Source organism: Mesorhizobium sp. WSM4983, assembly GCF_029625765.1.
Taxonomy (GTDB): domain Bacteria; phylum Pseudomonadota; class Alphaproteobacteria; order Rhizobiales; family Rhizobiaceae; genus Mesorhizobium.
This window is the reverse complement of record NZ_JARTVM010000014.1, coordinates 91,500-116,415: the sequence shown is the minus strand read 5'-3', so window position 1 is coordinate 116,415 and position 24,916 is coordinate 91,500. Positions and strand designations below refer to the sequence as shown.

Annotated in this window: 18 protein-coding genes; 3 read left to right on the top strand and 15 right to left on the bottom strand. The window is 64.9% G+C overall.

Translation table 11 applies throughout. The features are described 5' to 3' along the window. Positions 1 to 215: 215 nt before the first annotated feature. From P9254_RS27155 to P9254_RS27130, 6 genes are all read right to left on the bottom strand, one after another. A complete protein-coding gene (locus P9254_RS27155) occupies positions 216 to 2,006 on the bottom strand; it encodes an alpha/beta fold hydrolase (RefSeq protein WP_278056175.1) in 1,791 nt (596 codons plus the stop codon). Then, complete coding sequence (locus tag P9254_RS27150; protein ID WP_278056174.1) at positions 2,003 to 4,540, bottom strand: glycoside hydrolase family 2 protein; 2,538 nt, start codon at positions 4,538 to 4,540, stop codon at positions 2,003 to 2,005. The genes P9254_RS27155 and P9254_RS27150 overlap by 4 nt, the downstream gene beginning before the upstream one ends. A gap of 37 nt (positions 4,541 to 4,577) precedes the next feature. After that, a complete protein-coding gene (locus P9254_RS27145) occupies positions 4,578 to 5,576 on the bottom strand; it encodes a DUF1839 family protein (RefSeq protein WP_278056172.1) in 999 nt (332 codons plus the stop codon). A 1-nt stretch (position 5,577) separates the two neighbouring features. Beyond that, a complete protein-coding gene (locus tag P9254_RS27140; protein WP_278056171.1) occupies positions 5,578 to 6,501 on the bottom strand; it encodes an amino acid--[acyl-carrier-protein] ligase in 924 nt (307 codons plus the stop codon). A gap of 1 nt (position 6,502) precedes the next feature. Further along, positions 6,503 to 7,642 (bottom strand): acyl-CoA dehydrogenase family protein, encoded by a 1,140-nt coding sequence (locus P9254_RS27135; protein ID WP_278056545.1) that lies wholly within the window; start codon positions 7,640 to 7,642, stop codon positions 6,503 to 6,505. Between the two features lie 68 nt (positions 7,643 to 7,710). Continuing rightward, a complete protein-coding gene (locus P9254_RS27130; RefSeq protein ID WP_066997751.1) occupies positions 7,711 to 7,956 on the bottom strand; it encodes an acyl carrier protein in 246 nt (81 codons plus the stop codon). A gap of 350 nt (positions 7,957 to 8,306) precedes the next feature. Here P9254_RS27130 and P9254_RS27125 point away from each other — a divergent pair, with 350 nt between their 5' ends. Further along, positions 8,307 to 8,630 (top strand): hypothetical protein, encoded by a 324-nt coding sequence (locus P9254_RS27125; RefSeq protein WP_066997754.1) that lies wholly within the window; start codon positions 8,307 to 8,309, stop codon positions 8,628 to 8,630. A gap of 27 nt (positions 8,631 to 8,657) precedes the next feature. Here P9254_RS27125 and P9254_RS27120 read toward each other — a convergent pair whose 3' ends face one another. From P9254_RS27120 to P9254_RS27105, 4 genes are all read right to left on the bottom strand, one after another. After that, positions 8,658 to 10,274 carry an ABC transporter ATP-binding protein gene (locus P9254_RS27120; protein ID WP_095800339.1) on the bottom strand — a complete coding sequence of 539 codons (1,617 nt, stop codon included), beginning with the start codon at positions 10,272 to 10,274 and terminating at the stop codon, positions 8,658 to 8,660. A 17-nt stretch (positions 10,275 to 10,291) separates the two neighbouring features. Then, positions 10,292 to 11,416, bottom strand: coding sequence for an ABC transporter permease (locus P9254_RS27115; RefSeq protein WP_067327929.1), 1,125 nt, complete (start codon positions 11,414 to 11,416; stop codon positions 10,292 to 10,294). Next, positions 11,409 to 12,332, bottom strand: coding sequence for an ABC transporter permease subunit (locus P9254_RS27110; RefSeq protein WP_278056169.1), 924 nt, complete (start codon positions 12,330 to 12,332; stop codon positions 11,409 to 11,411). Before P9254_RS27110 ends, P9254_RS27115 begins: the two co-directional genes overlap by 8 nt. A 174-nt stretch (positions 12,333 to 12,506) precedes the next feature. Continuing rightward, positions 12,507 to 14,099: a peptide ABC transporter substrate-binding protein gene (locus tag P9254_RS27105; RefSeq protein WP_278056167.1), complete on the bottom strand. Its 1,593-nt coding sequence runs from the start codon at positions 14,097 to 14,099 to the stop codon at positions 12,507 to 12,509. Between the two features lie 292 nt (positions 14,100 to 14,391). Between P9254_RS27105 and P9254_RS27100 the strand changes: the two genes are divergently transcribed. Beyond that, positions 14,392 to 14,838, top strand: coding sequence for a TadE/TadG family type IV pilus assembly protein (locus tag P9254_RS27100; RefSeq protein WP_278056166.1), 447 nt, complete (start codon positions 14,392 to 14,394; stop codon positions 14,836 to 14,838). A 23-nt stretch (positions 14,839 to 14,861) separates the two neighbouring features. Beyond that, positions 14,862 to 16,655: a pilus assembly protein TadG-related protein gene (locus P9254_RS27095; protein ID WP_278056165.1), complete on the top strand. Its 1,794-nt coding sequence runs from the start codon at positions 14,862 to 14,864 to the stop codon at positions 16,653 to 16,655. A gap of 6 nt (positions 16,656 to 16,661) precedes the next feature. On the opposite strand, the gene bglA is transcribed toward P9254_RS27095, so the two are convergent. From bglA to glgC, 5 genes are all read right to left on the bottom strand, one after another. Further along, on the bottom strand, positions 16,662 to 18,305 hold the full coding sequence (gene bglA, locus P9254_RS27090; RefSeq protein WP_278056163.1) for a beta-galactosidase BglA: 1,644 nt from the start codon (positions 18,303 to 18,305) through the stop codon (positions 16,662 to 16,664). Further along, positions 18,305 to 20,305: a glycogen debranching protein GlgX gene (gene glgX / locus P9254_RS27085; protein ID WP_278056161.1), complete on the bottom strand. Its 2,001-nt coding sequence runs from the start codon at positions 20,303 to 20,305 to the stop codon at positions 18,305 to 18,307. The genes bglA and glgX overlap by 1 nt, the downstream gene beginning before the upstream one ends. Before the next feature lie 196 nt (positions 20,306 to 20,501). After that, positions 20,502 to 22,130, bottom strand: coding sequence for an alpha-D-glucose phosphate-specific phosphoglucomutase (locus P9254_RS27080; RefSeq protein WP_278056159.1), 1,629 nt, complete (start codon positions 22,128 to 22,130; stop codon positions 20,502 to 20,504). A gap of 3 nt (positions 22,131 to 22,133) precedes the next feature. After that, positions 22,134 to 23,579: a glycogen synthase GlgA gene (gene glgA, locus P9254_RS27075; RefSeq protein WP_278056157.1), complete on the bottom strand. Its 1,446-nt coding sequence runs from the start codon at positions 23,577 to 23,579 to the stop codon at positions 22,134 to 22,136. Between the two features lie 66 nt (positions 23,580 to 23,645). Continuing rightward, on the bottom strand, positions 23,646 to 24,911 hold the full coding sequence (glgC, locus tag P9254_RS27070) for a glucose-1-phosphate adenylyltransferase (protein WP_067327922.1): 1,266 nt from the start codon (positions 24,909 to 24,911) through the stop codon (positions 23,646 to 23,648). Between the last annotated feature and the right edge of the window lie 5 nt (positions 24,912 to 24,916).

Here is a 24,916-nt window from a genome sequence, read left to right as displayed (position 1 = left end):
TTCCGGGCTTCTTCTGGCAAGACAGCTTGTTCGGGACGATGGGGTCGCAGGTTCAAATCCTGCCACTCCGACCAGAACGAAATCTCCCGAAAGTCTTTAGTTTCCCTGATAATTCAAACCTTTGCGGGTTTCGCGCAGAGAACCGTATCGCTGCGTGATGTTCAAGACCCGACGCGCTTGCCGCATGTCAATGCTGAAGCCGAACTGATGATCCCCTACGGCGCCAGGAAGGAAGGGCTTGCTGTCGCGCGTACCGGCTCGGAACGAGCATAACCGTCACGCCTGATGCCGCCATGGTCGATCAGGCGAGCGATCACGGCGCGCCGTGCGTGATACGGCGTCAGCGTGTGGTCGGCATTCGGCAGCGAGACCCTGGTCACGCCGCGAATGCTATCGAGCCGCTCTTCCTCCGAGCCAAAATGGCGGGCGATCTCCTTGAGGCTCAGATCGCCTTCCGAGGTTACGAGGAGGACCCGCACGCCGCGGCCGCATAGGTCGCGCATCCAGCGTTCCACCCGCCGCTGTCCAAGCAGCGCGGCCGGATGCAGCATCGACAATGTGGACTTGATCGCCTCAAGCCCGCGCCGGACGATCAGCCGGGCGCATCGCGAAGCGATCCCGCGCCATGCGGCGTCGGCCGGCTCGCGGCTCTCCTGCCTGGCGGCAGCTGTCTGCCCGAGCACGGCCTTGGATGTCTCGTAAGTCTTCCAGACCGCCATCTCCAGCGCGTAGGAACTGTTCCAGGCGAAGCAGAGCGGGTTGATCATGGTCAGCATCCGTACCCGCCGATCGGCCCGCGCGGCGTGAAAAGCCTGAAACGCGCCGGCGCAGGTGCCGACCAGGCCGACCCCGGGGTAGCCGGCTCGCTCCATCCAGTTGATCGCACGACTTACATCATGGCGCGTGCGCCGGTCATAAAGGAACAGGCGCCCTTCCTCGGTCGGATCGCTGAGGCCAAGTCCGGGCAGGTCGACGCGCAGCGAGGCTACGCCTTCCGCCGCCAGGGCTCGCGCCGCTTCCACCGTGCCGCGCGCCCAGCCGACATGCGGCACGCCACCGGCATTGAGGAAGATCACCGGCTCGGCCTCGGTCTGGCGGTCGCGCGGTCGGCAAAGCACACCGCAGATCATCGGCGCCGGTCCGATCAGCACCGGGCTTTCCGTGTAATGCGGACCGTCCAGGATCTGCGACACATCGCGCGGCATGGCCTTTCCCGCTGCCGCTTCGCCGGCCTGGTCGGCGATCCAGGCGGCGCAGCGATCGAGAGCGGCGGCCGGAATCCGGTTAGCGGTCGGGTCGCACATCAAGAGAGGATAGCCATCGAACTCGGCCGTCGCGATTTCCGCAGCGCCAGCCGAGTCGCCGCGCACCTCTTCGGCAGCCAGCGGCTTGCCGTTTGTAAGCACCAGCATCGGCAGGGATGGAAGGCCAGCCGCTGCATGCCGCCAATCGAGCGCCGAGAGATCAGCCAGCGTTTCATGCGAAATTCGGAAGCCGGCGGCCTCGCGCCCCTCGGTGAAAACCCCTTCGCCCGCCGAACGGCTGGCCAGCGGCGCGTCGATCATGCGCGACATGGCTGTGACCTCGCGAACATAGGCCTTGCCGGAGGACGGCGGCGCGAGCAGCACGAGACCCGCCACGTCGTCGCGTCCGGCCGCCGCCAGCGGGGCCAGCAGGGCACCAAGCCGGAAGCCGACCAAAATGACGTCCGCCACGCCGCAATCCTGCTTCAGCCGATCGATCGCCGCGCCTATGCTCGCCGTCCACCGTTGCACCTGACCGGGCGTTGAATGATCCCCGGCGGCATTGCCGCAGCCGGGATAGTCGAATTGCAGCGCCGGCAGACCGTTTTCGGCCACCTTGTCAGCCAGAAGCCGCAGGAAACGCCGGCTGCACAGGTCCTCGTGGCCATGCGCCCCGGCGATCACGACACCCCGGCCGCGTCGCCCGGTTCCCCTGCCTTCATGAAGCCAGCCGATCGTGTCGGCGAAGACGACCCCCTTCATGCCACGCTCCCGGCAGGCCGCAACGAACGCATGATCTCCGCCCTGGTCTCTACATTGTCGGCTTGCGGCGCATCGTAGGCCACCTCGCGATCGCCATTCAGCGCCGTCACGACGCCGGCCGGAGTGGCAGAGGCCGGCCCATCCAGGCCAATTTCCTTCACCGCGCCCGGCATCAGGTGGAAGCCGTTCTCGCGCGGGAAGAACAGCCCATCCTTGATGGCGACGTGATAGGCGGCGCGCTTGCAAGCGAGCCGCAGGCGCCAGCCGTCTCTGCCGCGCATCAGCCCTGCCGACAGGCCGACATCGCGTCGCGCGGTCATGACGCCGGGAAGCACATGAAAGGCTTCGGCCAGGATCTCGCCGTCGCGGTCTTCCAGCCTTGCCACGGTTACCTCGTGCCCCGCTGGGCCGAAGCGATAGGCATAAGACAGATCAAAGAAGGCGCCGAGCAGCGAGAATGCCGCAAGCGACTGCGTCCCGCGCGCCTGCAGAGTGACCGGCCGGCGCGCCGCCACCACCGGGGTGACGCCGTCGCGCAGGCAGGCAAGCGATAGCGTCGCCTCGACTGCCCTTGCCGTGTCATTGACGAGATGGACGCTCAGCCCGTTGACGCCCTCATCGCTCAGCGTCAGCCGGAGCGGCGCGAAGGCGCGTCTCAGCGCATGCCAGACCGATTTCGGCCGACCGGCAGAATCGACGACGCCCCACCCTGCTCCCGGGAGCAGATCCTTCCAGAAGAACACCAGCGCGCCCGCCGTCGGGGAGGCCGGTCTGCGCCATTCATCGATCGTGCGCTCAACCACCTCGGCAATGACAGCGCGCGAGAGGTCGAGGTAGCGCGCTGGATCCTCCATGCGCAGCCGGCGAGCGTCGACGCCGAACAGCGTCTCCAGATAATGCTCGCGCACGTCCTCGAAATCCCACGACGCACCTGCATCGCGCGGCACGCCGGCCTTCCAGCGCGGATCGTGGCCGGGCGGAACGGGCAGATGCTCATCGAGCGTCGCCTGTTCCGGCACGTTGGCGAAGGCGAGGCATTCGCTGGCGAAACGCACCTCTGCGCGGCGCGCGTCCTCCAGTGGCCGGCAATAGGCGCCGACGCCATAGTAGTGCGTCGGGCCGCCATCCGCGGCGAAGGGCAGGCTGCCGCCGGAGGGCGAGGAGGACACGAGCGCCAGATCGGGCAGGATCGCCTGCGCGGCCGGACGCACGACATCGTCGAACCAGGGTGTCGGATCCATCGCCACCGGCATGCCGAGCATCGCGGCCTGCTGCGCCACCTCGCTGCCGCCGCACAGCACCGCCAGCGACGGCGAATGCCGAAGCCGCCCCAACAGGTTCTCCACCTCGCCCGACAGCGCCGCCCGCCAGGCCGCGCTCTTCGCCGGATAGTCGAAATTGGCAAGCATCAAGTCCTGCCAGACCAGAATGCCCATCTCATCGCACAGCTCGTGGAAGGCATCGCTTTCATAGGCGAAGGTGCCGCCGACCCGCAGCATGTTGACGCCGGCTTGGCGCGCGAGATCGAGGTCGGGCTCGATTTCGGCTCGCTCGCAGGGCAGTCGCACGGGATCGGAGGGCGTCCAGACCGCGCCGCGGCAGAACACCGGCACGCCGTTGACGACCAGGCGAAAATCGCGTCCGTCAGCACCGCGATCGATCTCGATGCGGCGGAATCCGACTCGGCCCAGCCGGCTGCGCACCGTGCCCAGCGTCGCCATGACTTCGTGCAGCGCCGGCTCGCCATGTCTGTTCGGCCACCATGGGGCGACATCGGCAATGGCCAATTCCGCCGTCAGCCGGGTGGGTGTCTCGAACTTGAGGGGCGCGCGCACTCCGGCACAGCTGACATGCGCCGTTTGCGCATTGTCGAAGGGTTCGGCGAGGGTTATCGCAACGGCAAGATGCCCGGTCGTGCCGTCGAGCCTGGCGCGCATGTCGGCATCGAGGATGCGCTGCCCGCCATTTTCGTGGATCAGCTTGACGGGACGCCACGGCCCGACGACATCGAAGCTCGGGCACCAGCCCGGCATATGGCCGATCAGGGTCGTGCGCACCAGCCGCAGCCGCTGATCGTCGATCATGCGAGGGCGCCAGCGGGCGCGTGGACCGATCGCCGTTTCCAGATGGCGGTCGAGACTGCGAAAGACGATGGCGAGCTGCTCGCCCCCTGAAAGGCTTACCGCAGCCTCATGGCGCTCGAACATCGAGGTCGAGGTGAGCAGCAGCCGCTCGTCAAGCCAGACCTCGGCGACAGTCGCCAGCCCCTCGAACACCAGCCGCACCGGACCGGTCGCGTCGAGCCTGCGGCTGTACCAGACATCGCGGTCGTGCAGCCGGGTTGGCTGCTTGCGGTCCCAGCGGCCATGCTTTTCCAGCGTGGCGGCCGCCGTGCCGGGACAGGCCGCGTCCAGCCATTCGGCATTTGCGTCTATGTCATTCGGCGAAGCCCAGGCACCTGCCGCCGAGATGGCCATCCGCCACCCCCGATCCAGCAATCCGGCAGTGCCGGCGATCGACACCGTGGCGTCCATTCCCCCACCCATCATCAAATGCGCGTCGGCCGGCCCGCTAGGCCGCCTTGGAGGCGACACCGGCCATGCGGGCGTCCAGCACGTTCATCACCGTTTCGTAGGCCTGCGCCATCGGCGCGATTGCTTCGGTCAAGCCGTCGAAGCGCTGCCGCGCCATCGCGCGGGCGAGCTTGAACTGCATGACCTTGGCGCCCTCGGCAATGCTGCCGGCGGCTTGCACCGCCTCTGCCAGGCAGGTTTCGCCGTGCTGCCCCAGCCATTCGAGATGACTGCCAAGAAGTTCGAAATTCGCGCCGACCTGCCGCAGCGTGTTGAAGGCATAGGTGTGGAAATAGGCAGGCGACTTCGTCGCCAGCCTTTCAGCGTGGCGGCCGAACGCGGCCGCATAGGCGTCGAGCGGATTGCGCTTCGGCCGCCGCTTCAGGTGATGCGTGAGCAGCGCCGCCGCGGTCCCGACCGCGTCGCGGGCCGGGCGCGTGGCGTCGAGCTTCACGAATTCCGCGTAAGGAAACAGCGGCAGGTCGCCCGCCGACACACCATCCCATTGGCCGAAGATGCCGTCATAGTCTTGGCCCTCGAGCGCGAAGTAGCCGTCATTGTGGAAGTAGCGCATCTGCCGCGCCTCGGAATCGAGCGCATTGATGCCGACCGTGGTCTTGGAATGGCCGCTGCGGTAGGTGAGGCCTTTGGTGTCGGGCAGGTAGAAGGCATCGACCTCGACCAGCGGCAGCCGGCCGAGCTCGACTTGCGTCAGCACATGCGTCTCCAGCCGGTCGAAGACCGCCAGCTCTTGGATGTCCAGCCCCGCCAGCCTCTGCAGGTCGGCGGTCGGGAACTTGAAGAACGTGAACTGATCACCTTCGAAATCCTGCGCCGCGGTGAAACCGAGCGCCGCGACCGGATCGTGCCCGGTCGCGTGCAGAACCTCGATCAGAAGGTCGACATAGCAGTTGGTCTGCGGCCACCGCCTTTGCGGATCGTGCAGCCAGTGCGGCCGGTAGGTGGCCGGATCGAGGCCGGCGATAGCCCTCAGCATCTCACACGCTCCAGAGCACGTCGCGGACCGCCGCCGGCCAGGCTTCCGTGTCCGGCCCATGGTGGCGGAACAGCGCCAGCGCCACGCGCTCCAGCCCGAAGCCGACGCAGGCCGAATGGCAGAACTCCCCGTCGGCGAACTTCAGGCCCCAGGTCTGGCCAAAATGGTCCTGATGATAATTGAAGCTCAAGCAGGCGGTCGGCTTCTCGATGCTGGTCACCGGAATCAGCAGCTCGAATTTCAGGCCCTGATCGCGCTGGTTGTTGGCCATCATCCTGCCGCCGCGGCCGAAGAACGGATCGTTGGCAAGATCGACCTCGCAGGGCAGGTCGAGCGACTCGATCATGGCCCTGCCGCGCTTCAGCCAGCTTTCGCGGAACGAGCGCACCTGCTCGGCCGTACCGATCTTGACGAACTCGCGCATGCGGAAGAGCTGCATGCGCGCCGGGTCCTTCGACGGCTCGTGGCGGAAGCAGTAGGAGGAGAGTTCGAAAAGAAGGCCCTGCGCCGGCACCGGGCCGCGCGCAGCTATCGTGGGATAGAGCGGATAGCAGGCGGCGGGTGTCAGCGCGAGGTCCGTCGCCTTCTGCAGCTCCGTCCAGTCTCCGCAGTCAGCCATCATGCCGAGCAGCTGCGCATGCTCCCGCTCGCCGCCCATGAAGGAATGCACGCAGCCGGCAAGCTGCGGGAAGCTCTTCATGTAGCCGCTCTTCTCCAGCGTCGCGCGGCTCATGCCCGGCGGAAAATGGATGCGGGTGGCCTTGTCGGGCGCGCCGAGCCGGGTGACGAGACGCTCGAACCGCTCGATCACGTCCTCGAACGCGCCCGAACGGCCATAAAGGCCGTCGACGCCGGATTCGAACAGGATGCCGTTCTCGAACAGGCTGTCGAGCAGCGACTTGGAGTCGAATGTCTTGGCGTCCATCTCAGCTCCCCAGGCCGGTGTCGAAGCGGCTCATCAGCATGAGCGTCGCGGTATTGGAAAGGATGCGGTCGTTGGAGATCATCACCGGCGCCGAGGTCACGTCGCGCAGGTGCCGGCCGACGCTGAACGGGGTACCGTTCTTGTAGCCAAGAATGCCGTTGACCAGCATGGCGAGACGCACCACGGCGCCGGCCTTCTCGCTGGCCGCGACCTTCAGCGCGTTGATCTCGGCGGCGAAGCCGATCGAAGACAGCGCGTCGTCGTCGCCCGCGGCCGCTTCGAAGCGGTGGATGGCGGCCGCAAGGTGGCCTTTCATCTCCTGCAAAAGGGCGGCCGCTTCGGCAAGCCTCAGCGCGCCCGGCGGCATGGAGTCGGGCTGCTTGCGCGCCGCCGCCTTGACGAAGGCCTGCGCCCGATTGAAGGCGTCGGCGGTAATGCCGAACCAGGTCGCCGCCCAGAAGATGTGCGAGCTGGCCAGCATCGACTGCGCCGCGATCTCGGAGAACGGCTCCGGGAATATCTGCGCCGCGTCACCCGTGGCGACCAGATGAAAGCCGTCGGAGCAGGTGCCGCGCATGCCGAGCGTGTCCCACACCGACGTGCGCTCAAGCGTGCGGTTGCCGTCGGCCGGGATCACCACCATCACCTGATCGGAGCTGGCCGCATCGGGGGCGCGACGCGCCGTGGCGAGGATGGCGTCGGCATAGTTGCCATAGGAGATGACGGTGGCTTCCTTGGTCAACGCGAAGCGCCCGCCGGCGACCTCGACCGCACAGATCGAGTTGCGCAAATTGCCGCCGATGCCGGCCTCCGTAGTCGCCGAAGCCATCAGAAGCTGCTCGTCGGCGATGCGCCGCATATAAGCGCGGTGCCAATCGCTGGCGCCTCCGTGAGTGACAAAGCTCGACGTCTTGATCTGATGCATGGCATAGATCATCGCGCTCGAGCCGCAGGCCTGGCCGAGCTGCACGATGAGGTCGGCGATCTGCAACGTGCCGAGCCCCTCGCCGCCATGCTCGATCGGGATCGCCACGCCGAGCAGGCGCTCGCGCTTCAGCGCCTCGATCGTCTCCGCCGGGAAACGCCCCTCCTTGTCGACGGGGTCGGCATGGCCGGCGGCGATCTCGGCGACGCGGCGCATGCGCTCGGTCGCGGCTTCGGGCGCCTCCGCGAGCGAGGCCGCCTCTATCTTTCTCAACACGTTCATGGCTACGCCGCCTTGCGCGTCAACTGCGAAACCGCATCCGCGATGCTGGCCAGCGAAGAGAAGGTGCGCCGCGTCAGCATCGTCTCGGGGAATTCGATGTCGAACTCCTCTTCGAGCGCCAGCATCATCTGCACCGAGGCGAAGGAGGTCAGCCCCGCGTCATAGAGATTGGCGTCGTCGGCGAGCGCGCCGAAATTCAGCGGAATCATCGGATGCTGCTCGAGCAGCGAGCGTATCTGGTCAATCATGGAGGCCCCACCTTGCGTTGTGCAGCCGGCAATATCGCAGACGCAACGCAACCGTGGCGTTAATGCCGCAGAGCAGTTTCAACCATGCCTAAGGATCGGTAACGGACCGCAATACAATTTTACGGCTCTCGATTCGGACGGACCTCTGTCCGGCGTTTCTTGTGGCTCTGTATCCGCATCGATATCAAGCCACGCGCTTTCGCCGCCGCCAGCCTTCCGCAAAAGCCTGCCGTCAATCAATCAATCAGATAAATGGTCGACAATAGGCCCTCACTTTGGCCTAATGGTTGCCGCTATCCCATTCGAGAGCTGCTGGACGATTTTTGGAACGGCGAGACCGGGGTAAGAGTATGAAGTTCACGCTGCGGGCTCTCTTGCCGTTGACCTTGATCGCAGGCTGCTCGTCGAGTGTTGCGTCGATCAATCCGGCGAAATACGACGGGATGAGCTGCGCCGAGCTCAACAGCGCGCTCGGCGACACCGCCACCGATATTTCGCGGACGGCGATCAGCCGCGGCAAGGTCGCCAATACCAGCGTGCCGACTTGGCTGCTCGGCGGCGAGCGCGTGAAGACGGTCGTGGCCAATCGCGATACCGCCAGGATCGAGCGGCTGCAGCAACAGCAGCAAGCGATCATCGCGGCCAGGAAGAGCCGCTGCCCGTCCTCGCAGTGACTAGGGCGTCGCCGAGCAGCGGAAGTCTCAAGCGCTGATGCGGAACCTGGTCGTATCGATCGCCGCCTTCATCAGTGTCTGCGTGTAGGCTTCCCGCGGATTGCCGAAGATCTCCTCGGCCGGCCCTTCCTCGACGATCTTTCCCTGCTTCATGACGATGATGTAGTCGGCCATGGCGCGCACCACTGCGAGGTCGTGGCTGATGAAGAGGTAGGACAGTCCGTGGTCCGACTGCAGCTTGCGCAATAGCTCGACGATCTGCTTCTGCACCGAGCGGTCGAGCGCCGAGGTCGGCTCATCAAGCACCACCACTTTCGGCTTCAGGATCATAGCGCGGGCAATGGCGATGCGCTGGCGCTGGCCGCCGGAGAACTCATGCGGGTAGCGGTTGCGCGCGTTGGGGTCGAGGCCGACCTCGCGCAACGCCTCAACGGCACGCTGGTCGCGCTGTTTGCCCGTCAGCGAAGGCTCGTGCACCAAAAGCCCTTCGGTGATGACCTGGCCAACCGTCATGCGCGGCGACAGCGAGCCGAACGGATCCTGGAAGACGAGCTGCAATTCGCGCCGCAGCGGCCGCATCGCGTGGCGGTCGGCCTCTGAGATGTCGCGGTCGCCAAAGCGGATGACGCCGTCGCTGGGGAGCAGCCGCAGCAGCGCGCGGCCGAGCGTCGATTTGCCGGAGCCGGACTCGCCGACGATGCCGATCGTCTGGTTGCGCTTCAGCCGGATCGATATCTTGTCGACGGCCCGCAGCATCAGCGGCTCGCCGCCGAGAAAGCCACCGCCGATCTTGAAGACGACCTCGACGTTGCGGCCCTCGAGCAGCACGGGCGAATTGGCGGGCGCGGCCGCCTTGGTGCCGGTCGGCTCGGCGGCGAGCAGCATCTTGGTGTAGGCGTGCTGCGGATTGGCGAAAAGCGCTTCCGCCTCGCCCTCTTCCACCACCTCGCCCTGGCGCATGACATAGACGCGGTCGGCGAAACGGCGGACGATGCCGAGATCATGGGTGATGAAGACGATCGCCATGCCGAGCTTGCGCTGCAGTTCGGCAAGCAGCATCAGGATCTGCGCCTGAATGGTGACGTCGAGCGCCGTCGTCGGCTCGTCGGCGATCAGGATGTCGGGATCGTTCGCCAAAGCCATAGCGATCATGACGCGCTGGCGCTGGCCGCCCGACATTTCGTGCGGATAGGATTTCATCCGCCGCTCGGGATCGGGGATGTGCACCAGTCTCAACAGCTTCAGCGCCTCTTCACGTGCGGCCTGGGCGCTCAGGCCGCGATGGCGGCGGATCGGCTCGATGAGCTGGTTGCCGATGGTGTAGAGCGGATCGAGCGAGGTCATCGGCTCCTGGAAGATCATGCTGATCTTGCGGCCGCGAACCTTGTTGAGCTCGCTCTTGGTCATCTCCAGGAGGTTGCGGCCGCGGTAGTCGACCTGGCCGGTCGCTTCGCCATTGGAGGAAAGCAGGCTCATCGCGGCCATCATCGTCTGGCTCTTGCCGGATCCGGATTCGCCGACGACGGCGACGGTCTCGCCGGCATTGACCTTTATGCTGATGCCCTTCACCGCCTCGACCGTGCCGTCGAGGGTCTGGAAGCGGACGCGCAGGTCCTTGACGCTGAGGATCGTTTCGGAAGCCATGTCAGCGATCCCCATCCTTATCGATCTTTGGGGTCGAGCGCGTCGCGCAGGCCGTCGCCGACAAAGTTCAGCGCGAACAGCGTCGAAACGAGGAAGAAGGCCGGGAACAACAGCAGCCAGTTGGCATAGCCGATGTTCTTGGCACCGACCGAAATCAGCACGCCCCAACTGGTCATCGGCTCCTGCACGCCAAGCCCGAGAAAGGACAGGAAGCTTTCCAGGATGATGACCTGCGGCACCAGCAGCGTCATGTAGATCACCACCGGCCCGAGCAGGTTGGGGATGACGTGGCGCACGAGGATGCCGCGCTGGCCGACGCCCATCGCTTCCGCCGCCTGAACGTATTCTTGCCTGCGGATCGACAGCGCCTGGCCGCGCACGATGCGCGCCATGTCGAGCCACAGCACCGCCCCCACCGCCAGGAACATCAGCACGAAGTTGCGGCCGAAGAACACCACCAGCATGATGACGAAGAAGATGAAGGGCAGCGAGTAAAGCACGTCGACGATGCGCATCATCACCTCGTCGACCCTGCCGCCGGCAAAGCCGGCCGTCGCGCCGTAGATCACGCCGATGACGCCGGCGACGACACCGGCAAGCAGGCCGATCGCGAGCGAAATGCGCCCGGCCATCAGCGTGCGAGACAAGAGATCGCGCCCGGTGTTGTCGGTGCCGAAGAAGAAATACTGCTGCTTGACGGCCGAGCTCATGGTCATTTCGAGCCCATCGGGCGACTTGCTCTCGATCTTCGTGTCGTCGAAGGCGTCGGAGCGGTCGAGATAGCGGATATTGCGGTCGTCGATCGGCTTCTTGGAGGTGACGGTGACGACGACGCGGCTGCCGTCCTGGTGCCACTCCTTGATGTCGACGCGCATGCGTTTGATCGCGTCGCTCAGCGCACCCTGGATCATGTCGGGCTTCGGATAGGCCGACAGGCTCGGCGGCGTGCGCACATAGTCGCCGTAGATGGTCGTGTATTCATGCGGCACGACCATAGGGCCGAACACGCTGATGACGGCAATGAATGCCAGATAGTAGAGGCTGAACATGGCGGCGCGGTTGCGCTTCAGCCGCGCCCAGGCATTGCCCCAGAGCGAGCGGCCGACGATCGGCTCCGGAGCGGCTACGGCAAGCTCAGTCATAGCGCACCCTCGGATCGACGACCGCATAGAGAAGATCGACGATCAGGTTGAAAACGATGGTGAAGAGCGCGATCACCACCACGGTTCCCATGACCAGCGTGTAGTCGCGGTTGAGCGCGGCGTCGACGAAGTAGCGGCCGACGCCTGGAATGGAGAAGATGGTCTCGACGATGATCGAGCCGGTGAGCAGCGCCGCCGCCGCCGGACCGGTGAAGGAGACGATCGGCAGCACGGCGCCGCGCAGCGCGTGCTTGACCACCACCGACCAGTCGGAGAGGCCGAGCGCGCGGGCGGTGCGGATGTGGTGCGAGCGCAGGCTCTCGATCATCGAGCCGCGCATCAGGCGGGCGACGATGGCGATCTGCGGCAGGGCGAGCGTCAGCACCGGCCCGACCTTGTTGATTAAGGCGCCGTCGCCCCAGCCGCCGATCGGCAACAGCTTCCAGGAAAGGCCGAAGACGAGCTGGATCACCGGCGCGGTGACGAAGGTGGGGATGGTGCTGCCGGCGGTGGCTAGAGCGATCACCGAATAGTCGGCTATTTTATTCTGGTTGAGCGCCGCGATCGTGCCGAGGATCGAGCCCAGCAGCAGCGCCAGCACCAGCGCCGAGGTACCGATCTGCACCGAGATCGGCAGGCCTTTGGCGAAGAGTTCGGTGACGGTGAAATCCGGCAGGTTGTAGCTCGGTCCGAAACTGCCGCGCAAAAGATTGCCGAGATAGTGGAAATATTGCAGCCAGAGCGGATCGTCGAGGCCGAACTGGGCTTCGAGATTGGCCCTGATCTCGGGGCTCAAGCCCCGCTCCTGATTGAACGGGCCGCCTGGCGCGACGCGGATCAGGAAGAACGCCACCGTCACGATGACGAACAGCGTCGGGATGGCGGTCAATAGCCGCCGGAAGACATAACGCAGCATCGGCGCCCCGCTTCAGCCAGGGCGACGGCTCTCCAGACGAGATCGTGGCGCGCTGGCATCTCTGATCTTCGCACCGGCGTCGCCGAAAATCCAATCCGACTTTCGGCCCGGCACGACGACAGACCGCGGCCGCCACTCCCTGAAAGAGAGCGGCGGCACGGCCAAGGTTCCTTGTCAGTCCTTGGAGATGAAGCGAGACGGATGAATGTCCATGACATTGTCCTCGAAGCCATGCAGCTTGGAGGAAACGATATCGTGGTAGCTGTAGTAGAGCAGCGGGATCTGGCCGACATCGTCGACGAGGATGCGCTCGGCTGCGGCGAGGTCCTTCATGCGCTCCTCAGGCTTGCCGCCGGCGGCGGCTGCCTTGTCCATGGCGGCTTCATAGGCAGGGCTGTTGTAGTTCGAGTAGTTGTTGCCGCTCGCCTTGCGCGAGATGCCGAGGAAGGTCTCCGGATCCTTGTAGTCGGCGATCCAGGCGGCGCGGGCGACGTCGTAGTTGCCCTTCTGCTCGAGGAAGCCATAGTGGGTCTTGGTGTCGGTGTTGAGCAGCGTCACCTCGATGCCGAGCGGCTTCAGCTGTTCCTGGATGGCGACCGCCGTGTTCTTGTGGTTCTCCGAGGTGTTGTAGCGGATCTCCATCTTCAACGGATGCTCGGGTGTATAGCCCAGCTTTTCCAGCACTTTCTTGGCCGCATCCTCGCGGTCGATCTGAGACATGTCGGCGTATTTGGCCAGTGCCGGCGTGTAGCCGTCGATGCCCGGAGGCACCATCGAATAGCCGGGCAGCATAGAGTTCTGCCAGACCTTCTCGGCGAGGAAGTCGCGATCGATCGCCATCGAGATGGCGTTGCGCAGCTCGACGTTGTCCCAAGGCGCCTTGTCGGTCTTGACCGCATAATAATAGGTGCCGAGATATGGCCCCACACGGATCTGGTCACCGAATTTGGTTTTGAGATCGGCGAGCTGTTCGGTCGGCAGGTCGCCATAGCTATCGAGTTCGCCGGCCTCGAAGCGCTTCATCGCGGACGAGCGATCCTCGGTCGGGATGTAGTTGACCACGTCGAGCTTGACGCTCGCGGCGTCCCAGAACTTCGGGTTCTTGACCAGTTTCATGTGGTCGTTGGGAACCCACTCCGCCAGCGTATAGGCGCCGTTGGAGACCAGCTTGCCCGGTTTGATCCAGTCCGCGCCGAGCTTGTCGATCGAAGCCTTGTTGACCGGATAGGTCGCCTGGTGGGTCAGCATCTCCAGGAAGTAGGGCGTCGGAGCCTTCAGTGTGACTTGCAGGGTGTTGGCGTCGATCGCCTTCACGCCCATATCCTCGGCCTTGCCTTTCTTGGTATTGAAGTCCTCGGCGCCTTTCACCGGATACAGCATTGAGGCGTATTCTGCAGCGGTGGCCGGGTCTTCCAGCCGATGGAACGAATAGACGAAGTCGTCCGCCGTCACCGGGCTGCCATCCGACCAGAGGCCGTCCTTGCGCAGCTTGAAGGTGTAGACAGTGCCGTCGTCGGACACCGTCCAGCTTTCGGCGGCGCCCGGAATGAGGTTCGTCTTCGGGTCATGCATGACGAGGCCCTGGAACAGGTCGCGTATAATATCGGCCTCGTAGACCGTCGACGTCTTGTGCGGATCGACCGTCTCCGCCTCGGCAGCGGATCCGCGATTGTAGACGGTCTCGGCAAAGGCGGGCGTGTAGAAAGCACCGGTCGCCAAAACCATCGTGGTGGCGAACACGGTCGCCTTCAGCAGGTTTTTGAGCATGAAGTCTCTCCCTTGTTGGCGCGGCCCCTCAACCACGCCTTGAGTGTTGACGCCCCGGAACCGTCAACGGGTCCCTTTTGAGCGCGCCGCCGGTTCCCTTCCGGCGGCTGGTGGCGGGAGACTAGACAGAGGAATATCTTATTTCAACTGCCCGCTGCTTGACGTTGAGTGAGCAGCGTTTCGCTAAAACAGCGAACTCTAAAGCTTAGGCGTCCCCGTTCAACTGTGTGCACCTTTCGGTTGTTCCAGCCGTTTTCTGTTTTTGCAAGCAGGTTTTGGCATTCTCCGGCCCATGCTGAAGAACCGAAATTTCCTTGCTCCTTGGTTCCGTTTCCGGGCTGACGCCGCGGGCACGTCGGCGGTCGAGTTCGCCATGCTGGCGCCGATCTTCATCCTGCTGTTGCTAGGAATGGTTGCATACGGAATCTATTTCGGCGCCAGCCATTCGGTCCAGCAGATCGCCGCGGACGCGGCGCGAGCGGCGATCGCCGGCCTCAACCAGACGGAGCGCCAGGCGCTGGTCACCGATTTCATCAGCCATGACGTCGCGGGCTATGCTTTTGTCGACCCGAAAAAGCTGACGGTCGACGCCAAGGACAGTACCGTCGACGGCAGCCAGTTCATCGTCTCAGTCAGCTATGACGCGCGCGACCTGCCGATCTGGAGCCTGTTCCGGACGCTGCCGTTGCCGGGCACCACGATCCAGCGCCAGTCGACGATCCGGGTCGGAGGCATATGATGCGCTACTCCGCGGGGAGAGTGATGGACGCTGCGCGACGGCTGATCGCCGACCGGCGCGCCAATTTCGCGGTTATGACCGCGCTCTGCACGCCAGTGGCGCTGACGCTGACCGCGTTCGCGATCGATGAGGGCTCGCTCTATAACGAACGCCGCGCCGCGCAGTCGATCGTCGACCTCGCCGCGATCACCGCCGCCGCCAACATCAACAAAGCCCAGCAAGCCGTGCTGACGACGCTGAGGGACAACGGAATCACGTCCGTCGCCGTGCAGCAGCAGGGCACCAAAATCGAGCCGACCGGCAGCAAGGCGGTCGTCGAGGTCGTGCCCGGACGCTATTCGGGGGTCAGTTCCATCGCGGCCGGCAGCCGCTTCGAAGCGGGCAAGCTGCCCTACAATGCCGTCCAGGTGTCGATGAAGAAGCTCGGCACGCTCTATTTCGCCGCTTCGGTGATGGCTCCGCCGGTGATCGGCACGACAGCCACCGCAAGCGCCCAGCCCGCAGCAGCATTCTCGGTCGGATCGCGCCTCGCCAGCGTCAATGGCGGCGTCCTCAACGCGCTGCTCGGCGCGCTTCTGGGCGGCAACCTCTCGCTCAGCGTGATGGACTACAATTCGCTGATCTCGGCCGATGTCGACGTGCTCTCCTTCACCGATGCGCTGGCGACGCAGCTGCGTCTGACCGGTGTTACCTATTCGGACGTGCTCGGCTCGAAGGCAACGGTCGGCCAGATCGCCACCGCGATGGCCAACGTGCCCGGGCTCGACCGCACCGCCAAGCTCGCGCTGCAGACTATGGCCTCGAGCGCCACCAACTCGGTCAAGGTCCCGCTTGGCCATCTCGTCGACCTCGGCTCGGTAGGCAGTCTGGCGCTCGGACAGAAGCCCGCCGGGCTTTCGGTCAGCGCCAGCGCCATGAGCATGCTGAGCGCAGCCGCGGCGCTCGCCAACGGCACGAACAAGGTTACGGTCGACCTCGGGGCGACGATACCGGGACTGACATCGACGACGCTCCAGGTCGCCGTCGGCGAACCCATGCAATCGTCGCCGTGGCTGGCGGTGGGAGAATTGGGCACGGTGGTGCGCACGGCGCAGACGCGCATCAAGCTCAATGCCAGCGTCGGGATTGGGAACGGGAACAACGGCAATGGCTTTGGCAACGGCACCGGAAATGGCACAGCCGGAATGAATTTGGGGGGCGGCGTCAAGCTGCTTGCCGTCAACTTGCCGCTCAATATCGAGGTCGCCTATGCCGAAGCCAAGCTGACCGACATCAGCTGCCCGACAGGGCCCTCCAGCATCAAGGTCTCCATCGCCGCGCAGCCGGGCGTCGTCGCGGCCCATCTCGCCGACAGCAACGCCAGCGGCTTCGCGGATTTCGGCAAGCCGCAATCCTTCAGCGACGCCGACATCGCCGACGTCAGCCTCAAGATGCTGCTGGTCAACGTCAATCTGCTGCAGATCAAGGGATCGTCGGGCTTCTCGGTCACCAACATGGCGCCGACGAATCTGACCTTCAGCGCCACCGAGATCGCCAACAAGGCGATCAAGACAGTGTCGACCAAGAACCTGACGCAGTCGCTCACCACCTCGCTGGTGAACAACCTGTCGCTGACGGTCAACGCGCTCGGCCTCGGTCTCGACGCGACCACCCTGCTCGGCACGGTGAAGCCGGCGGTGACGACGCTGCTCAACAGCGTCACCGCGCCGGTCGACAACCTCGTCTACAATGTGCTTGCGGTGCTTGGCGTGCATGTCGGCGAGGCCGATGTGCGGGTCACCGGCGCGACTTGCGGACGCTCGGTGCTGGTGCAGTAGCGACCGTCAGCCAATTCTCCCGACGAAGTACCCTACAGGCGGCAGCGCCAGCGCAGTTTCTCCGAGAACACCGCCAAGAACGCCGGCGACGTCTACGGCAAGAACCGTTATCTCGACATCGCTGATCTCGGCCGGCAGCGTCCAGTTCGCCGGCTCACCGGCGAAGTTGAAGACGCATAGCAAGTTCTCGTTTTCGCGCTGACGGATGAAAGCAAGCACATCGCCCTCCGCCCCTAGGAACCGGATCGAGCCGGCGATCAGCGCCGGATGGCGCTTGCGCAAGGCCAGCATCGAGCGATAGGCGGCAAGGACAGAACCGCCCTCGCCCTCCTGCACATCGACCGCGCGGGCGCGATGCGACGGCGGTACCGGCAGCCAGGGCTTGGCCGCGGAGAAGCCACCATTTTCGGCCCCGGCCTCCCACACCATCGGGGTGCGGCAGCCGTCCCTGCCCTTCACGCCCGGCCAAAAACGGACGCCCAGCGGATCGCGCAGGTCCTCATAGGCAAGCTCGGCTTCCTCCAGCCCAAGCTCCTCGCCCTGGTAGAGGCAGATCGAGCCGCGCAGGCAGGACAGCAGCGCGATCGCGAATTTCGCTACCGCATCAGGATTTTCGCCCGGCTGCGTCCAGCGGCTGACATGGCGCATGACGTCGTGGTTGGAGAAGGCCCAGCAGACCCAGCCGTCGGCAACCGCGTTCTCGAACGCCTCGACGCAGCCGCGCACATGAGCGGCCGAGAATTGCGGGCCGAGCAGGTCGAAAGTGTAGCACATCTGCAATTTGTCGCCGCCGGAGGTGTAGGCGGCGAGCGTCTGCAGCGAGCGCTCCTCGTCGCCCACTTCGCCGACGGCGGCACGGTCCGGATATTCGTCGAGCAACGCGCGGAAGCGCTTCAGGAAATCGAGATTCTCGGGGCGCGTCTTGTCGAAGAGATGCTCCTGGAAGGCGTAGGTGGTGGTGGCGACGTTGGTGCCGGCGACGCTTGAAGCCAGCGGCGGGTTGTCGCGCAGCCAGCGGTCGTGGACATAGTAGTTCACGGTATCCAGCCGGAACCCGTCAACGCCGCGCTCCAGCCAGAAGCGCACGGTGTCAAGCACCGCATCCTGCACCTCCGGATTGTGGAAATTCAGATCCGGCTGCGCGGTGAGAAAATTGTGCATGTAGTATTGCCGGCGGGTGGCGTCCCACTCCCAGGCCGGCCCGCCGAACAGCGACTGCCAGTTGTTGGGCGCACTGCCATCCGGCTTGGCGTCGGCCCAGACATACCAGTCCGCCTTGGCGTTGTCACGGCTGGCGCGGCTCTCGACAAACCATTCGTGCTTGTCGGACGAATGCGAGATCACCTGGTCGATGATGAGCTTGAGGCCGATCCGGTGCGCCTCGGCGACCAGCGCGTCGAAATCCTCCAGTGTGCCGAACATCGGATCGACATCGCGATAGTCCGACACGTCATAGCCCATGTCGGCCATCGGCGACTTGAAGAAGGGCGAGAGCCAGACGGCGTCGACGCCGAGCGAAGCGACATGGGCAAGACGCGACGTTACCCCCTTGAGATCGCCGCTGCCGTCGCCGGTCGTATCCTGGAAGGAGCGCGGATAGATCTGGTAGACCACGCAGCCGCGCCACCATTCGGCATTCCCACCAGCCATCACGAACCCTTCCCGGCGTGGGCGTTTCCGGCCGCCCTGCGCTCGATCATGAAATTGACGGTGCGGCCGGGCAGCGGCCGCGCCAGGTCGATCGCCTGCGTGTCGATCGCCGAACGCCACTCGTAGCCATCTCGCGGCGGCAAGGTGAAGACGCATTGGCGGCGGTCGCCATTGACCATGACGGCAAGGCGACCGCGCTGGCTATCGCCGAGGATCATGACGAGGCGGTGACGGCCGGGATCGGTCCAGTCGGCCTCGCCGAGCGGTGCGCCGGTTTCGGTCAACCACTCGACGTCCGGGATTTCCATTCCGTCTGCAGCTTTGCCGGTCAGGAAATTCGTGTCGGATAACGGCGGAAAGGCACGGCGCAGTTGCGCAAGCGCTGCTGTGTACCGCTCCAGCGCCCGGTCGCGGCCGGCCCAGTCGAGCCAGGTGATGGCGTTGTCCTGCGCATAGGCGTTGTTGTTGCCCTTCTGTGTGCGGCCGAACTCGTCGCCGGCGGTCAGCAGGATGGTGCCGCGCGAGGCAAAGAGCGTCGCAAGCAGCGCGCGCTGGTCACCGAAGCGGGCCTTGGCGATTTCGGCGTCATCGGTCTCGCCCTCGACACCGTTGTTCCACGACAGATTGTCATTGTGGCCGTCGCGATTGTGCTCGCCATTGGCCGCATTGTGCTTCTTCTCATAGGCAACGATGTCGGCCAGCGTCATGCCGTCATGCGCGGCGATGAAATTGACGCTGCGGCTCACCGGCTGGCCCGCCCTGCCGAAGACATCGGAGGAGCCGGCAAGCCGCGTGGCTAAAGCGCCGATCGCGCCCGTGTCGCCGCGCCAAAAACGCCGGACGTCATCGCGATAGCGGTCGTTCCATTCAAGGTATGGCGGCCGGAAATTGCCGAGCTGGTAGCCGGTCGCGCCAATATCCCATGGCTCGGCGATCAGCACGCGGTCGGCGAGCATGGGGTCGCCGGCGATGGCTTCGAGAAGCGGCGCCTCCGGATCGAACGTGCCGTCAACGCGGCCGAGCACCGGCGCCAGATCGAAGCGGAAGCCGTCGACGCCGGCATGGCGGACGAAATGGCGCAGCGTGTCGAGCACCAGCCTCTGCACGACCGGGTGGTCGCAGGCGACGGTGTTGCCGGTGCCGGTGTCATTGGCCAGTCGGCCGTCCGGCATGTGCCGGTAATAGGTCCGGGCGTCGAGGCCGCGCAGCGACAGTGTCGGCCCGAGCCGGTCGCTTTCGCCGGTGTGGTTGAAGACGAGATCGAGGATCGTGCCGATACCCGCTTCACTCAGCGCCGCGACGGTATCGCGCAATTCGCTCAGGCCGCCCGGTGCCAGGCGGGGATCGAGCGCCATGAAGGTGACGGGGTTGTAGCCCCAGGCATTGTTCAGCCCCAACGGCGGCAAATGGCGCTCGTCGATCGAGGCCGTGATCGGCATCAACTCGACGGCGGAAACGCCGAGACGCTTCAGATGCTCGACGACAGCCGGATGGGCAAGCGCCGCGATGGTGCCGCGCTGCACGTCAGGGACGTCCGGATGCAGCCTGGTGAAGGAGCGGACGTTGAGTTCGTAAATCAGGCCGCCGGGCCGGAACAGCGGCGGCTGGGGCGGCTGCGGTTTGGGCAGGGAATGAGCAATTGCCTTCGGCATGAGCGGCGCAGTGTCGGCGCCTTCATTGCGTTTGGCGGCCAGCCTCCAGTGATATTGGCATGGACGATCGACCTCGACGGCATACGGATCGATGAGAAGCTTGTTCGGATCGAACCAGAGGCCGCGCTCCGGCGCATAGTCGCCGTCGGCGCGAAAACCGTAACGCGTGCCGTTCCCAAGGCCGGGGACAAGGAGTGCATGCACGCCCTCGCCTTCCGGGTTGAGTTCCAGCCGGTCGATCTCGCGCGCGCCGCTGTCGTCGAAGAGCGAGACCCAAAGACGTCTGGCCGATGAGGAGCAAACGGCAAAGCGGATGCCTTCGGGAGTGATGCTGGCGCCGAGGGTCATGCGGGCCTCTCCCCTTCTCCCCTTGTGGGAGAAGGTGGATCGGCGCGCAGCGCCGAGACGGATGAGGGGCGTTGGAAGGAATGAGGCGTCGATGTTCTGGACACGGGTTTGCGCCAAGCTGGAGCACCCCTCAACCGTCCGAACTTCGCTCGGCCACCTTCTCCCACAAGGGGAGAAGGGGAAATCCTCACCACTTTCAAGTAATCACGCTCGGCTTGTTGCGACCGGTGTGGCTCTTGATGCCGGCGATGTCGTCGGCGGCGGCGATGAGGTCGGCGAGCGCGTCCTGCGTGTCGAGGTCATGCCTCGCCTTGTCGGGCTCGTAACGCTCGATATAGACGCGCAGCGTGGCGCCGGAAGTGCCGGTGCCGGAGAGCCGGAACACGACGCGCGAGCCGCCCTCGAACAGGATCCTGATGCCCTGGTTTTTGCTCACCGAGCCGTCGACCGGGTCGTGATAGGCGAAGTCGTCGGCGCTGGCGATCTTCATGCCGCGCACGCTGGTGCCGGGCAGCGAGCCGAGCTTGGCGCGCAATTCGTCGACCAGTGCGTTGGCGCGGTCTGTCTCGACCTCCTCATAGTCGTGGCGCGAATAATAGTTGCGGCCGTAGCTTTCCCAGTGCTTGGTGACGATGTCCTTGCAGCTCTCGCCCCGCACAGCGAGGATGTTGAGCCACAGAAGCACGGCCCACAGCCCGTCCTTCTCGCGCACATGGTTGGAACCGGTGCCGGCGCTTTCCTCGCCGCAGATCGTCGCCATGCCGGCGTCGAGCAGATTGCCGAAAAACTTCCAGCCGGTCGGCGTCTCGTAGATGCCGACGCCGAGCTTCTCGGCGACGCGATCGGCCGCTCCGCTGGTCGGCATCGAGCGGGCGATGCCCTTCAGGCCTTCCTTGTAGCCGGGCGCCAGATGCGCATTGGCGGCCAGCATCGCCAGAGAATCCGAGGGCGTTACGAAGATGCCCTTGCCGATGATCAGGTTGCGGTCGCCGTCACCGTCGGAAGCGGCGCCGAAATCCGGCGCGTCCGGCCCCATCATCTCGTCATAGAGATGTTTGGCATGGACCAGGTTCGGATCGGGGTGATGGCCGCCGAAATCGGGCAGCGGCTTGAAATTGCGGCAGGTCCCGGCCGGGGCGCCGAGCCTACGCTCGAGGATCTCCTTGGCATAGGGGCCGGTCACCGCGTGCATGGCGTCGAAGCGCATGCGGAAGCCATATTTGAAATTCGCGCGGATGGCGTCGAAGTCGAACAGGCTCTCCATCAGCTCGGCATAGTCCTTGACCGGGTCGAACACCTCGACCGTCATGCCGCCGGCTTGGAAGGTGCCGATCGTGTCGATGTCGACGGTGCCGATGTCGGCGATCTTGAAGCTCGAGATCGTCTTGGACTTTTCGAAGATCGCGTCGGTGATCTTCTCCGGCGCAGGGCCGCCGTTGCCGGCATTGTATTTGATGCCGAAGTCCTCGTGCGGGCCTCCCGGATTGTGGCTGGCCGACAGGATGATGCCGCCAAAGGTCTTGTATTTGCGGATGATGTTGGACGCGGCCGGCGTCGACAGGATGCCGCCCTGCCCGACCATCACCTTGCCGAAGCCGTTCGCAGCGGCCATGGCGATGGCCGTCTGGATGACCTCGCGGTTGTAGAAACGGCCGTCGCCGCCGATCACCAGCGTCTTGCCCTGAAAACCTTCCAGCGCGTCGAAGATCGACTGGATGAAGTTCTCGGCATAGTGCTCCTGCTGGAAGACAGGCACCTTCTTGCGCAGGCCGGAGGTGCCGGGCTTCTGGTCGGTATAGGGTTTGGTAGGGACGGTTTTGATCATGCCTCAGGCAGCCCTTTTTGAAAGCAGCAAGCGATAGAGTTCGACATATTTCTCGGCGCTCTTGTCCCAGGAAACGTCGGCCTTCATGCCCTGGCGCTGGATCGAGGCCCAGGCGGCGGGTCTGGCATGCGCCTCAACCAGGCGACGGATGGCGTGCAGGAGGGCGCCGCCATTGTTCGGCGCGAATTGAAAACCGGTGGCGACGCCGGCCGAAAGTGCCGCCTCGTTGGCGTCGATGATCGTATCGGCGAGGCCGCCGGTGCGGGCGACGACCGGCACGCAGCCATAGCGCAATCCATAGAGCTGGGTCAGGCCGCAGGGCTCGAAGCGTGAAGGGATGACGATGGCGTCGCAACCGCCCTGCATGATGTGGGAGAGCGCCTCGTCATAGCCCATGACGACGCCGACGCGGCCGCGATGCCGCGCGGCCGCGGCGAGCAGCGAGCCTTCGAGGCCGGCATCGCCCGAGCCCAGAACCGCCAGTCGTGCCCCACGCTGAACGACGCCGTCGACCACGGCAGCCAAAATGTCCATGCCCTTCTGCCAGGTCAGACGGCTGACCACGCAGACGATCGGGCTGTCGTCAGGCTCGAGGCTGAAGCGGTCCTCCACGGCCTTGCGGTTCAGGTCGCGCGCTTCCAGCGTCTCGGCCGAATAGTTGGCGACCAGGTGCTTATCGGTCGCCGGGTTCCAGATGTCGACATCGATGCCATTGACGATGCCGTAGAGGTCGACGGCGCGCATGTTGATCAGGCCGTCGAGGCCCATGCCGAATTCCGGCGAGCGGATTTCCTGCGCGTAGGTCGGGCTCACCGTGGTGATCGCCCAGGCGGCCTGCAGGCCGGCCTTGAGGAAGCCGACGCCGCCATAATATTCGACGCCATCGAGCTGCATCGCCACGCCCGGCAGGCCGAGCTCGCCGAAAATGCCGGAGCCGAACTGTCCCTGAAAAGCAAGATTATGCACGGTGATCAGCGACGGCACGCCGATCGCATTGCCGTAGCGCATATAGGCGAGCGTCATTGCCGACTGCCAGTCATGGGCATGCACGAGGTCTGGCTGGTAGCCGGAGATCGCGCCGCCGGCGATGTCGCCGCCGACCTGGCTCAGCGCCGCGAAGCGCCGCCAGTTGTCGGGCCAGTCGGAGCCGGAGGCGGTACCATAGGGCCCGCCCTGGCGGTCGAAAAGATGCGGCGCGTCGAGCACGAAGAGCTCGAGCTCGCCGATCTTGACGGCGTGAACCGAAGCCTTGCCGCCCTGCAGCAGCGGGTACTGATAGACGGCCTTCTTTTTCTTGAAAGCGTCCATCACCACCGGGTAGCCGGGGATGAGCGTGCGCATCGCCACGCCCTTGCTGGCGAGCGCGATCGGCAGGGCACCGGTCACGTCGGCAAGCCCGCCGGTCTTGATCAGCGGGAAGATTTCGGGCGTGACGGACAGAACCTGCATGCGCCTAAGATCCACGGCTAAAGTGACAGCTTGTTGATCAGACTGACAACTTGCCGATCAACCCTATCAGGTTGACAGCTTGTTGATCATATCCTGAGTGATCAGGCAGATGCCCTTTTCCGAAACGCGGAAGCGCTTGGCGTCGAGTGCCGCATCCTCGCCGACCACCAGCCCCTCCGGTATGTGGACGCCATGGTCGATGACGACGCGCTTGAGGCGCGCGTTGCGCCCAACCTGAACGTCGGGCAGCATCACCACTTCCTCGAGCTTCGCATAGGAATTGATGCGCGCGCCGGTGAAGATCAGGCTGCGGCGCAGCGATGCGCCGGAAACGATGCAGTCGCCGGACACCAGCGAGGAGATCGCCTCGCCGCGACGGCCGTCCTCGTCATGCACGAATTTGGCCGGCGGCTTCAATTCGGCATAGGTCCAGATCGGCCAATCCCGGTCGTAGAGATCGAGTTCGGGCGTGACATCGGTCAGGTCGATATTGGCTTCCCAATAGGCGTCCACCGTCCCGACGTCGCGCCAGTAAGGCTCCGACTCGTGCGAGGAGCGGACGCAGGATTTGGCGAAGCGGTGGGCGATCGCCTTACCGTGCTGGACGATGTAGGGGATGATGTCCTTGCCGAAGTCGCGGCTGGATCCTGGCTCGGCCGCGTCGCGGCGCAACTGCTCCATCAGGAACTTGGTCTTGAAGACATAGATGCCCATCGAGGCCAGCGCATGGTCCGGCTTGTCCGGTATGCCGGGCGGGTCGGCGGGTTTCTCGATGAAGGAGATGATGGTGTCCTTCTTGTCGACATGCATGACGCCGAAGCCGGTCGCCTCCATGCGCGGCACTTCGAGGCAGCCGACGGTGACATCGGCGCCGGCATCGACGTGCTGGCGCAGCATCAGCTCGTAATCCATCTTGTAGATGTGGTCGCCGGCTAGGATGACCATGTATTCGGGGCCATAGGCCTCGATGATATCGATGTTCTGGTAGACCGCATCCGCCGTGCCCTCGTACCACTGCGTTTCCGAGACGCGCTGCGAGGCGGGCAGGATGTCGAAGCTCTCGTTTCGTTCGGGGCGCAGGAAGTTCCAGCCACGCTGCAGGTGGCGGATCAGCGAGTGCGCCTTGTATTGGGTGGCGACGCCGAGACGGCGAATGCCGGAGTTGAGCGCATTGGACAGCGCAAAATCGATGATGCGCGTCTTGCCGCCGAAATAGACGGCGGGCTTGGCGCGCCGGTCGGTCAGCTCCTTGAGGCGGCTGCCGCGGCCGCCGGCCAGCACATAGGCCATGGCATCGCGCGCCAGCGGCTGGGTTCTCTTGATCTCTGCCATCGTTT